15 protein-coding genes are annotated in these 12,354 nt (G+C 49.4%); 2 read left to right on the top strand and 13 right to left on the bottom strand.

Annotated features, from left to right (window positions below; all coding sequences use genetic code 11):
• Positions 1–168 precede the first annotated feature (168 nt).
• The 13 genes from arsC to ACVBDQ_RS11620 form a co-directional block, all read right to left on the bottom strand.
• A complete protein-coding gene (arsC, locus tag ACVBDQ_RS11680; RefSeq protein WP_014196881.1) occupies positions 169–588 on the bottom strand; it encodes an arsenate reductase (thioredoxin) in 420 nt (139 codons plus the stop codon).
• A 15-nt stretch (positions 589–603) separates the two neighbouring features.
• Entirely contained in the window at positions 604–1,671 is a 1,068-nt protein-coding gene (gene arsB / locus ACVBDQ_RS11675) for an ACR3 family arsenite efflux transporter (protein WP_014196882.1), read from the bottom strand.
• 21 nt (positions 1,672–1,692) lie between these two features.
• The gene (locus ACVBDQ_RS11670) at positions 1,693–2,040 is read right to left on the bottom strand and encodes an ArsR/SmtB family transcription factor (RefSeq protein WP_014196883.1); all 348 of its coding nucleotides are present in this window, start codon (positions 2,038–2,040) and stop codon (positions 1,693–1,695) included.
• A gap of 224 nt (positions 2,041–2,264) precedes the next feature.
• Positions 2,265–2,648, bottom strand: coding sequence for a DUF1360 domain-containing protein (locus ACVBDQ_RS11665; RefSeq protein ID WP_014196884.1), 384 nt, complete (start codon positions 2,646–2,648; stop codon positions 2,265–2,267).
• A gap of 61 nt (positions 2,649–2,709) precedes the next feature.
• Positions 2,710–2,895 carry a hypothetical protein gene (locus tag ACVBDQ_RS11660; RefSeq protein ID WP_014196885.1) on the bottom strand — a complete coding sequence of 62 codons (186 nt, stop codon included), beginning with the start codon at positions 2,893–2,895 and terminating at the stop codon, positions 2,710–2,712.
• A 155-nt stretch (positions 2,896–3,050) separates the two neighbouring features.
• The gene (gene rbsB / locus ACVBDQ_RS11655; protein WP_011232696.1) at positions 3,051–3,986 is read right to left on the bottom strand and encodes a ribose ABC transporter substrate-binding protein RbsB; all 936 of its coding nucleotides are present in this window, start codon (positions 3,984–3,986) and stop codon (positions 3,051–3,053) included.
• Positions 3,987–4,020: 34 nt separating this feature from the next.
• Positions 4,021–4,965, bottom strand: a complete 945-nt coding sequence (gene rbsC / locus ACVBDQ_RS11650) for a ribose ABC transporter permease (protein ID WP_025038926.1) — start codon at positions 4,963–4,965, stop codon at positions 4,021–4,023.
• On the bottom strand, positions 4,962–6,455 hold the full coding sequence (locus ACVBDQ_RS11645) for a sugar ABC transporter ATP-binding protein (protein WP_014196887.1): 1,494 nt from the start codon (positions 6,453–6,455) through the stop codon (positions 4,962–4,964). The genes rbsC and ACVBDQ_RS11645 overlap by 4 nt, the downstream gene beginning before the upstream one ends.
• 21 nt (positions 6,456–6,476) lie before the next feature.
• Positions 6,477–6,887, bottom strand: coding sequence for a D-ribose pyranase (rbsD, locus tag ACVBDQ_RS11640; protein WP_011232699.1), 411 nt, complete (start codon positions 6,885–6,887; stop codon positions 6,477–6,479).
• Entirely contained in the window at positions 6,887–7,780 is an 894-nt protein-coding gene (gene rbsK, locus ACVBDQ_RS11635; protein WP_446663237.1) for a ribokinase, read from the bottom strand. Before rbsK ends, rbsD begins: the two co-directional genes overlap by 1 nt.
• Complete coding sequence (locus tag ACVBDQ_RS11630; RefSeq protein WP_446663236.1) at positions 7,777–8,766, bottom strand: LacI family DNA-binding transcriptional regulator; 990 nt, start codon at positions 8,764–8,766, stop codon at positions 7,777–7,779. Before ACVBDQ_RS11630 ends, rbsK begins: the two co-directional genes overlap by 4 nt.
• 310 nt (positions 8,767–9,076) lie before the next feature.
• Entirely contained in the window at positions 9,077–9,193 is a 117-nt protein-coding gene (locus ACVBDQ_RS11625) for a DUF3789 domain-containing protein (protein WP_013146530.1), read from the bottom strand.
• A gap of 86 nt (positions 9,194–9,279) precedes the next feature.
• Complete coding sequence (locus ACVBDQ_RS11620; protein WP_446663235.1) at positions 9,280–9,732, bottom strand: VanZ family protein; 453 nt, start codon at positions 9,730–9,732, stop codon at positions 9,280–9,282.
• Between the two features lie 515 nt (positions 9,733–10,247).
• Between ACVBDQ_RS11620 and ACVBDQ_RS11615 the strand changes: the two genes are divergently transcribed.
• Together ACVBDQ_RS11615 and ACVBDQ_RS11610 are read left to right on the top strand one after the other, a co-directional pair.
• Positions 10,248–10,970, top strand: coding sequence for a PIN domain-containing protein (locus ACVBDQ_RS11615; protein WP_011232705.1), 723 nt, complete (start codon positions 10,248–10,250; stop codon positions 10,968–10,970).
• Positions 10,971–11,439: 469 nt separating this feature from the next.
• Positions 11,440–12,354 (top strand): IS1634 family transposase (locus ACVBDQ_RS11610; protein ID WP_446663234.1); only part of this gene is annotated, 915 nt, incomplete at its 3' end.

Below are 12,354 nucleotides of genomic sequence, written 5' to 3'. Positions count from 1 at the left end.
GTCAAAACGTTCGATGGATCGACAAGATGGCTTCTCACCATCTTTGTCACGCCGAGCGGTTTTCGTCCGCCCAGCCACTTCCCCGTTTCCGGCCGCACTTCGACGAGCAGCTGCTGCGCACCCTATGCAAGACAGTTTCCCCGCTCTTTGCGCCTTGCCGCCCCGTCCCTATTCACCCGTCTCGGCAAACCGGCGGATGCGCGCGCCAATTTCATCGCGGACGCGGCGGAACACCGCCAGCTTCTCCTCTTCTGTCCCTTCCGCTTTCGCTGGATCGTCAAAGCCCCAATGGACGCGCTTCACGTGCGGCGGAGTGACCGGACAATGGTCGGCCGCATGGCCGCACAGCGTCACGACCAAATCAGCACGGTTCAGCAAGTCCGGGTCGATGACATCAGACGTTTGCTTCGAAATATCGATGCCGACTTCTTTCATCACCTTGACCGCATTCGGATTGAGCCCGTGCGCTTCAATCCCGGCGCTGTACACATCCCATTCATCGCCTAACAGTTGTTTGGCCCAGCCTTCCGCCATTTGGCTGCGGCATGAGTTGCCTGTGCATAAGAAATAAATGATTTTTTTCTTCATCGTTGATTCCCACCTTTATTTTGATTCTGGAGCAGCAGAGGAAAAATACTTTCGCTGAAACGCTAAAGCGACGTTGACAAGCGCGAGCATCACCGGCACTTCAATAAGCGGACCGATGACCGCCGCAAACGCCGCGCCCGAATGAATGCCAAACACCCCAATGGCGACGGCAATGGCCAGCTCAAAGTTGTTGCTTCCCGCCGTAAACGCGAGCGTCGTCGACACCGGATAACCAGCCCCCCATTTTCTCGCCAAAAAGAACGACACAAAAAACATGATAACAAAATAAAGAAGCAACGGAATGGCAATCCGGACGACATCAAACGGCAAGTTGACGATCATATCGCCTTTGAGCGAAAACATTACGATGATCGTGAACAAAAGCGCAACGAGCGTCAGCGGGCTGATTTTCGGAACGAATACCGTGTCATACCATGACCGGCCTTTCACTTTCACAAGCGTAAACCTTGTCGCCATGCCGGCGAAAAACGGAATTCCCAAATAAATAAACACCGATTTCGCCACTTCCGCCATCGTGATCTCAACAATCGCCCCCTTAAGCCCGAGCCATTCCGGAATGACTGTCACAAACACGTACGCATATAGCGAGAAAAACAATACTTGAAACAGTGAATTGAAGGCGACAAGTCCCGCTGCGTACTCTGTGTCACCGCGCGCCAAGTCATTCCAGACGATGACCATGGCGATACAGCGGGCGAGCCCGATTAAAATCAAACCAATCATATACTCCGGCTTGTCAGGCAAAAAGACGACCGCCAACAAAAACATGAGAATGGGACCGATCACCCAGTTTTGCACGAGGGATAAGACGAGTACCTTCACATCTTTGAACACGCGCCCCATCTCTTCGTAGCGCACTTTCGCGAGCGGCGGATACATCATCAAAATCAAGCCGATCGCAATCGGAATCGACGTTGTCCCCACTTGCAGGCGGTTCAATCCATCCACCAACCCAGGAGCCCAAATTCCGACTGCGATCCCGACCGCCATCGCAAGAAAAATCCATACCGTCAAAAAGCGGTCTAAAAACGACAACCGCTTCGGTTCGCAACAATCCACCATCATTCACCTCGTCATTCAACATCAGCACCCGCAGCGGGCCGTCGGATTCGCTGTCTCGATTTTGCGAATGTTTTCGCCTTGGTCCGGAACGTACGACAACACCGCTTGCAACAGCGAGTAGTATTCACTTTGCGGCCGGAGCGAATAATACACCCATTGCCCTCTCCGCTCTTCTTTGATCAGCCCGGCATCTTTTAACTTACGCAAATGCTGGCTGATCGCCGGCTGGCTGGTCGAAAACACCTCCAGCAGCTCGCACACACAGCATTCCCGCTTATTCAAAATCGCCAAAATCGTCAGCCGCGTCGGATCACCAAGCAGCTTTAATACCCGGGCTGTCGCTTCCATCTCCATCGCGAGTTGCGGCATATCACCCCTCCGTTCATCATCATATCATGATTTGCTTATATAAAAACGAACAACCATCATGAAACGGCCACGCCAACCAATGAAATGGTTTCCGCCAATCATTATATAATTAAGTACTTATATAAGTCAACCATGATGTATCGACAAAAGCAAGAAAAGCGGGCGTGCCGCATGTTTCCGCCGTACGCCCGCAAATGTTTCCCGCCCTCTGCCGCCGACACACCTTAGTCCATCCGCTTTTTCACCGCTGACAGAAGATCGATTGCCTTCGTCCCCACCCCGACGAATGTTTCCAAAATCGCTTGCGCCCCTGCAATCGAAAAAATGAAAATCAGCGGCATAGCGATAGTCGGAATGAAAAAATAGCCAAGCGCGATCAACATCGCGCTCCACACCCCCGCGCACCAATAACAATTCAACAAGTAGCCAAATTTGGAGGTCGGCACTTTCTTGATTTCCGTATGCCCGTCCTCACTTTTGACTTTTTCTTTCTTCATAAACGGATTGCGCAGAAACTCGGTAATTTTGTCGAACACAATCAAATGGGTAAACCGATAGCTGGCCAAAATGATCATGATGTACGTCATCCAGTCGAGTTCGCGAAGCATGGCGAGTCCCTTTCTTTTTACATTTCGTCCCTTGTATTATGGACCAAAAGTCGTTTCATTATCACATGACCGCCACAATACCAGGAGGAACAAAGCCAGCTGTCCACCTTTTTGCGCAGCCACAAAACGTCCGCATGAAACCCTCCTCTTTGTTTTTCTTCTTGGGCACAATCATTTTCTGGTATAACTTATCTTCTTCACCCCAAGTTTGGCGTGACTCGGCAAACAGCATTTTGACCTTTTTCATGTGCCTGCAATGTCCTTTAACCTGTCGAACTTAAAATGTCACTTGACGATTCCAAACGTTGAAACAACCACAAAAAAACGAGATGTGCAAACAGTCGCCTCAACGGGAGCTCCCTCTGCGGCGCACATCTCGTTCACGCGAAAGAATATTACGCGTTATTGCCCTTGAACCAATTCGAGCGGAACCGGAATAAATTTTTCCACTTTCTCCCCTTTGTGAACGCGAATGGCGGCTTCTACCGCCTTTTCGCCAATTAATGCCGGTTTTTGTGCGACCGTGGCTGCCATTTTGCCTTCTTTCACGGCTTTGACTGCGTCATCTGTCGCATCGAATCCGACCACAAGGACGTTGTTCATTCCATGTGCTTGCAACGCCTCTAAAGCTCCTAAGGCCATTTCATCATTATGCGCAAAAACCGCTTGAATGTCTTTATGGCTTTGCAAAATGTTTTCCATGACCGCCAGTCCTTTCGCCCGGTCAAAATCTGCCGCTTGTTTGGCCACAACTTTCATATTGGCTGCTTTGTCAATGACTTGGTGAAATCCTTCTCCACGTTCACGAGCGGCCGAGGAACCAGGAATCCCTTCCAATTCCACAATGTTTCCACCGTTTTTCAAGTGATCGACAAGAAATTGGGCCGCCATTTTCCCACCAGCCACATTGTCAGAAGCGATATGGGTGACCACTTTCCCGCCGTCCGCGCTGCGGTCGACCGTAATGACCGGGATGTTGGCGCTGTTGGCGGATTCAATCGCAGAAGCCACGGCGCTCGAGTCCGTCGGGTTGACCAAAAGCACATCGACCTTCTGCTGGATCAAGTCTTCAATATCGTTAATTTGTTTCGCCGAATCATTTTGGGCATCAACCACAATCAGCTCTGCCCCTTCATCCTTGGCGGCTTTTTCAGCCCCTTCTTTTAATGTGACAAAGAACGGGTTGTTCAAGGTGGAAATGGACAAACCGATTTTCACTTCCCCATCCTGTTTCGTTTTCCCTTTGTCGCTCGATGCGTTGTTCTGGTCGAGCGAACATCCACCCAACACGCCGCCTGCAAGCAACAATGTGGCTAACAAACCAACTGCTTTTCGCATTTTCATACTCCCCCTTATTTTTTGATAACATCTATCATACTTCTTTGCGGCGGTCTAACAGCACCGCAAGAAGAATGACCGCTCCTTTGATGACTTGCTGGTAAAACGACGACACATTGAGCAAGTTCAATCCATTGTTCAATACACCGATAATCAAGGCGCCGACTAACGTGCCGAAAATCCAGCCTCTTCCTCCTGACAAACTGGTGCCGCCTAAAACAACGGCCGCAATGGCATCCAACTCGTACGCCGTTCCCGCTGTCGGCTGCGCGGAATTCAAACGGGAAGTTAAAATGAGCCCCGCCAAAGCAGATAACGCCCCTGTTAGGGCATACACATATATTTTGAGTCGATCAACGCGAAGTCCCGATAGACGGCTCGCTTCTTCGTTCCCGCCAATCGCGTACGTATGGCGGCCAAATGTAGTCTTTTTCAATACTACATACAAAGCGATATAGACCGTGAGCATCAATATAATAGGTACGGGAATGCCGAAGAAATAACCGCGCCCCATCATCTGAAACAGGATGTCATCAGACGCAAACCCTGTAATCGGGCGACCGTCCGTGTAAACGAGAGTCAAGCCGCGAAACGCCGTCATGGTCGCCAGCGTGGCAATAAAAGGAGCCACTTTTCCTTTGGTGACCAAGACTCCGTTCAAGACGCCCATGGCCGCGCCTGCTAATAAGCCGACGAATATCGCAACAAATCCATTGACCCCTTGCGCCATCATTCCTGCTGTGATCGCGCTTGATAACGCCAACACCGAACCGACCGATAAATCAATGCCTCCCGTTAAAATGACAAACGTCATGCCAAAGGCGATGAGCGCGTTAATCGATACTTGCCGCAGGAGATTGAGCCAGTTGTCCATCGTCAAAAAGTCATCGCTCAATATGGAAAGCACGATGCATAGCAGAAACAGCCCGATCAAAGGCCCTAGTTTTTTCACATCCCATTTTCGCTTTGCTCCCATCATCGATTCCCCCCTGTCGCCGCCCGCATGATGGTTTCTTGATCCAACCCGTCGTTTTCCAAGATCGCTTGCACTTTCCCTTCATGGACGACCATGACGCGGTCGCTCATGCCCAATACTTCCGGCAGTTCAGAAGAGATCATAATGATCGCGGCGCCTTGGGCAGCCAATTCATTGATCACTTCATAAATCTCTTTCTTTGCCCCAACATCCACGCCGCGAGTCGGTTCATCCAAAATGAGGATGCGCGGGTTCATCGCCAGCCATTTGCCGAATACGACTTTTTGTTGATTCCCGCCGCTCAATGCTTTCACGGGTAAATCTGGGGAAGAGGCTTTAATATTCAACAGATGAATGTATGTCAACACCACGTCCCGTTCTTTCGATGACTGGATGAATCCCGCTGTTGCTAATTGTTCCAACTTCGGCAAGGTCAAATTCTCATGGACGCTCATCTCGAGAATGAGCCCTTTTTGCTTTCGGTCTTCGGTAATCATGGCGATGCCATGTTCGACGGCTTGGCGCGGAGAACGGATGCGCACAGGACGCCCGTCGATATAGATGTCTCCTTCATCGAATGGTCTGGCTCCGAAAATCGCTTCCATGATCTCGGTTCGCCCCGATCCCATCAGTCCCGCCACACCAAGCACTTCACCGGCTCGCACAGAAAACGATACATTCTCAAACAACCCTTTTTTCGTGAGCCGCTCTACGCGCAGCCGTTCTTCTCCAATGGTGACGCGCCGTTTTGGAAAGCGTTCCCCAATTTGCCTGCCGACCATCATTTGAACAATTTCATCGAAGTTCGTTTCCTTTACTCGTTTCGTTCCGATGAACTGGCCATCGCGGAGAACCGAAATCCGGTCGCAAATGGTAAAAATCTCTTCCATCCGATGTGAAATGTAAACAACCGCGACGCCTTGCTGTTTCAAGGTGCGAATAACAGAAAATAAAGCCTGAATTTCCCGTTCCGTCAGCGCCGCTGTCGGTTCATCCATAATAAGGCACTTCGCATTCGTCGAAATGGCCCTGGCAATTTCGATCATTTGCTGTTTTCCGACAGACAACCGACCGGCGAGTTCTCGTGGGTCAAGGTCCATCCCTAATCTCCGCAAATAGGAAGCGGCCTGTTGCTCCATTTCTTTATAACGAATGACACCCGTTCTCCCGATTTTCGGCTCGCGGCCAAGAAAAATGTTTTCGGCCACCGTCAATGTTGGAATGACATTCAACTCTTGATGAATCACGACAATCCCGTCGCGTTCCGCCTCTTTCGGATGACGGTAATGCACTTCGCGCCCGTTGACAACAATCGTTCCCCCATCCCGCTCATAAATGCCGGTCAACACCTTGATGAGCGTCGATTTCCCCGCTCCGTTCTCTCCCATCAACGCATGCACTTCTCCAGGAAGCACTTCAAAATCAACGCCATTCAGAACGATATTGGCGCCAAACGATTTTTGAATCGACCGCATGTCAATCAAGGGCCTCATCGTTTCTGCCCTCCTTTTCCTTCAGAAATCTTTCGATGAAAAACTTACACCGGAACGCAGAATGATATTGGCATAGGGGGTTGCCTCTCCTGTGCGAATCACCGCTTTCGCCTGCTTCGTCATCGCTTTGAATTGTTCGTGGGGAACAAACTGCACAGGCACACCACCCATTCTTGCCCTGATGCTTTCGTATAAATCCGGATTCTGGTCTTTGATCTCCTCGGCTAGTACGATTGCTTCAATTTCCAATTCATCAACAACCGCATCCAACACGGATAAAAAGGGCGGAAACCCTTTGACGAGAGACAAGTCGATGCGCGCCTGTTCGTTCGGAATCGGCAACCCGCAATCGGCAATCACGATCGTATCGGTGTGCCCGAGCGAGGCAAGCAGCGTGTTCAATTCTTTATTCAAAATCCCGCTTTTTTTCATCAGTGACTCTCCTTCTGTCTGGACAAAAATGATTCGACCTCTTGCCGTCTCGGCATCCCAGCTTGCGCCCCAAGTTTCGTCACCGACAAGGCCGCCGCCGCATTGGCAAACCGACACGCTTCATCAAGCGGCTTCCCTTCTGCCAACGCCACGGCAAGCGCACCGTTAAACGTATCGCCCGCGCCCGTCGTATCCACGACGGGAACTTGGAAACTTGGAATGAGCCGTTCTTGTCCATCTTGCCAAATGCGCACCCCTTTTGCCCCTTCGGTGACAATCAGCTTATCGGCAAACGCTTCTTCGTCCATCTTGTCGAACAAAATCGTCCGTTCATGTTCATTGGGCGTCAAGAAACTCGCCTGCTCAAGCACCGACGGCGGCAGCGGCTGGGCCGGAGCGGGGTTGACGATGACGCGCACGCCATGGCGATGAGCGATCGAAACCGCCCGTTCCACAACGGGAAGCGGAATCTCGAGCTGCAATAAGCAAACATCGCTTTCGGCGATCACGGATTCACATGAATCGAGATCTTCCGGCGTAAGCGCATGATTCGCCCCGGGGACGACAATAATGCGGTTGTCCCGCTCAGAAATCGTAATGGAAGCGATGCCTGTATGTCCATATGTAACCGGTTTCACATAATCGACGGAAACGCCTTCATTTTGTAACGAATGGATGAGCGCTTGCCCAAACGCATCATCCCCGACCGCGCCAATCATCCGCACATTGGCGCCGAGGCGGGCGGCGGCCACCGCCTGGTTCGCCCCTTTGCCACCGGGAGTGGTGAGAAACTGTTCGCCTAAAATCGTCTCCCCTTGGTTTGGAAACCGTGCCGCCACAGTGACTAAGTCCATGTTGATGCTGCCGATCACCGTAATGGTTGGTTTGTTCAAGTCAATCCCCTCCTTGACGTCGACTGCCGCACCACAAGTTGAACCGGAAGTTGATAATGGAGCTTCTCAAGCGGCTTCCCCTCAATTTGTTTAATTAAAATTCTTGCCGCCATGGCCCCCATTTCGTAAATAGGCTGAGACACGGTCGATAGTTCGGGTGTTGTCATTTCCGTCAGCGGGATGCCGTCGTAGCCAATAATGGCAATATCATCCGGAACCCGCAGCCCGCATTGCTGAACCGCTTTCAAAGCACCGACCGCCATCGCGTCGTTGCCGGCAAAGATCCCGTCCATATCATGTTCAGCCAACGCGGCCATCACCGCTTCTTTCGCCTGCTTCAACTGGTAATTCCCTTGAATGACGAGCTGACGATCCCCTAGCCCCAGCTCCTTCATTTCATCTTGATAGCCGCGGAAACGCTCCATGGCGTTCACCACGTGGTTGGGCCCTTGAATATGGGCAATCCGCCGGCAGCCCACTTCATACAAATGACGCGTCGCTAAACGAGCTCCTCCGTAGTTGTCCGCAACCACCGACGGATACCGTTCATGCAGCGGACGGTCGAGCACGACAATCGGAACATCCCATTCCTCGACTTCTTCCGGCGCGAACTGATTCGTGGTCAAAATGACGCCGTCCACATATTTTTGCTTTAACACTTCGATGTATTCTCGTTCTTTTTCTACTTTCTCATCCGAATTGCATAGAATGACCGTATAGTCATAAATATTCATCACATCTTCCACCGCGCGCACGAGCTCGGGAAAGAACGGATTGGTAATATCAGGGACAATGAGTCCGACTGTTTTCGATGTTTTTTTAAACAGAGCTCTCGCCACTTCATTCGGTTTATAATTGAGCTCTTTCATCGCCTGTCTAACCCGTCTTTCCGTTTCCTCATTAACATATCCATTTTGATTTAACACCCGCGAAACGGTGGCGACGGAGACACCTGCACGCTTTGCCACATCACGAATCGTTGCCATGTTCGATTCCTTCTTTTCTGTCTATGTGTAACCGGTTACACATAGTATATCCGATTTTTTGTGCGCCATCAAGCTTTTTTAAAAGACTAGTGATTTAAGGGGGGGAATGTTGTCCTCCAGCAACGTTTCTCAAACTGAAAAACTTTGCAACAAAAACATCATTTTATCCCCTTCAACTTTTCGAATCCGTTGTGCTTCGCCGGTCTTTCACGGCGGTTCTCAAACAATGTGCGGCCTTTTTTGCAAGCTGACGTAAACATGATCGCACAGCATTTTCAAAAAAAATCCCTTGCCTGCCGCAAGGGACTTCTCACTTTTCCCTCCACCGTTCGCTCGCTTCATCCGCCCGTTTCGCGGCCACCATCATGCTCATGATGACGAGCATCACGAACGAGCCGACAAACATTCCCGCGATAAACGCGACCATGGCTCTCTCTCCCTTTTCTCGCAAACTTGTTATTTGCCATTCTTTCCTTTTACATCTAAGCCGATACATCGGGAGAGCTCATTCTATTATACGCCGCGTTTGACCGCACAATGCTTTGTCCTTAACCAATGGCGGCAAACAAAGACGATCAAAAGCGCAATCAGCGCCCCGCACGAATCAATCGCCACGTCTTTTGGCGTCGCCGTCCGCCCTGGTTCAAACGATTGGTGCCACTCATCGGTCGCCGCGTAGGCGGTCGCAAACAGCCAAGCGCCTGCATACGCAAACCGCTTGGGCAACAGCGCCCGCCACACAAGCGCGGCCAAAATGCCAAACTCCGTCAAATGCGCCGCTTTGCGGATCAAAAAGTTCAGCCATGACGGCCCCTCTTCATCCCCGCCGCCAAACGGCAAGTACGATAAAATCATCTGCAGCACATGCGCCGTATTCGCCCCAGTGAACCAGGAAGACTCGCTGAACGTGTAAATGACGACACACCAGAGAATGACAGGAAGCCAGCGGGAAAGGAAATCTCTCATCGTTTCACCTGCCAACACCTTTTTACCAACAAAACAAGGTACCTAAACAACAAACGAAAGTAGACACCTTGTTCGCTAAACCCTTTACCATCATAACAGGGATGGTGATATTTTTCCATTTTCTTTTTTGAAAGCTTCTTCACCGTTGTTTTAAAATCGTTCGCTCACAGGCTGGAAAGAAGACTTCTTTTCCGTTCCCCTTTTCTTTCACCCATTCCCCTTTTAAGGGAGATTCTCTCCGTGTTTATGTTTTCATGAACAAGGGTATAGTAGTAAAAGAAAAATCTGTACATTTTTTCTGGCCAGCATTATAATTTTTAGAAAGGAGAATCAATGAGGTGATCAATATGCCCTCCGCTTTGGAAACGAAAATGAGGGTGACACTATCTTGCACGGAACAGGCCAACAAACCGAATAAGGATCTTTCATTTGCCGAATTACGAAAAAAAATAGCCAAACCTTCTCCCTTTGGCAAAAAATTAGTAGACATCTACAAACAAGGACGGTAGCCGATTATGTCGTTTGTGATGACATATGAAGATGCCATAGATGAACATTTTGGACAAGCGTCTATATACATCGATGCTTGTTTTATTTTGGCCTATATGGACTCCGATGATCCAAGGGGAGATAAGGTATGTGAAATCCTTCAAAAATGGCATAACGAAGGTGTAACGAAATTAGGGATAAGTACACATGTATTTGGGGAAGTGGTACATAACTTATTCATTCAAGAAATTCTATTACCATTAGAAATCTACCATAAAAATCAATCCAATTTACATTCAAAGTCTCGCCAAAATCATCCCCTTGGAGAATTAGAAGAAAGCGTACCCTTCCTATATAACGTTTGGAAAAAACATATTCCAAAATTCTACAAGAAGAACGTTTCTATTAATATTTCAGAATTAATCAAATTCGTGAAAATGAATTATCCCTCACAAAGAAACAAGTTGCAAATCTTCTACAACAGTTCCATTGATCGATATAATGAATTTTTATCTGCCATAAGGCAACATTTCCGCATCGAATTCCTAACAACAGATGCCAACATTCAAGATTTAGCCTTGGCTCAAATGCGGCTCCTTCAGCTCGAAGCCTATGATGCCTTGCACTACGCCATTGCAACATATCATCATTATGACTACTTCGCTACGCTTGACGGCGATTTTGTCCACGCTCTTTACAACCAAGACCTCGACCTAGCACCGATCACAAAAATTGTCAAAATCGCCTAGCCTTGTCGTCTTGATCGAATCGAAGTCCAAAACAAACATTAAGGAAGGCAAAGAGTCCCCATGCTCTCTTTATTTCCTTTATCCACTCATGTGAGCTACACCAAGTTCAACCATGTGAATTAGCGACAGAGAAAGAGCATGCAACTCACATTTCGCACCCTGAATAAAAATTCGAAATAAGCCCGATTTGACCGAATAAAAATTAATTATTTTACATTTTTTATAAAAAATTATTTTTATGCGAATATTCTGGTTATTTTTTGTATATTATGCAAAGGTTGCGAAATATGAGATGCAATATATCGATCCGCCTTTATGATGTACAAAAAAGCGGAAGCATCCTACTCTACTTCCGCCAACAGTTTCAACCTCACATTTCGCACCCTCTCGACGAAAATCGGGAGGATTTTTTCGTTCCGATGTCGAATGAATCCTTGACACACAAGGAACGTAAAGGAGTTTTTCTCTTATGAACGTTCAAGTCAAAAAGGTCTATCGCAATCATTATTTGAATATAATAAGTGCCCTATTCAAGAAACTGGGCCTGCCCCAATTGATTGACCATCTCGTTCCCGTTGATCCACAGTGCCAGACTCGAGTCAGCGATGCCGTTCAGGCCATCATCTACAATATGTTTGACGGCCGGCAAGCCCTCGTTCACGTGGAACGATGGGCTCAGGAGATCGATCTAGAGAAACTCATCCGTCCCGGTCTCCATCCTTCCTGGTTGAACGACGATGCCTTGGCTCGTCATCTCGACCGCTTGTATGAGGCCGATATTCACAAGGTGATCAGCACTTGCTTGATTCACATTTATCGCAAAGAAGGCCTTTCCCTCCGAGCCTTTCACGCCGATACGACGGACAAGACGGTTTACGGCGCGTATGAATCGGCCTCATTAGAGGCTTTGCAGATCACACATGGCTACAACCGCCATCATCGTTGGCAAAAACAGATCGGTTTCGGACTGGTCGGCAACGAGGACGGCATCCCGTTTTACGGCGATGTGCACGATGGCAACCTGCCCGATAAAACATGGAATCCCGAGGTGCTGTCTCGTGTCCATGAACAGCTGAAGCAGGCCAAAATCGAAGACGAATGGATTTACGTGGCCGATTCCGCCGCGATGACGAAAGAGACCCTGGCGCAAACCAAAGCGGCCAACGCCTTTTTGATCACCAGAGGCCCTTCGTCGCTCCGGATCGTGAAAACCGCGCTGGCCGAAGCGGATGCTGAGGACACGACGTGGAGCGATCCCTTTACGTTGGCGGAGAGAAACGGCGCCACGTACCGGGTATGGGAAACGGCCTCGACGTATGAAGGCCACCCCGTTCGGCTGATCGTTGTTGAATCGAGCGCGCTCGACCAGCGAAAAGGAAAGACG

It is taken from the genome of Geobacillus sp. CCR, assembly GCF_052906625.1.
The sequence above is the reverse complement of the archived record's forward strand: the minus strand, read 5'-3'. Positions and strand labels throughout refer to the sequence as shown.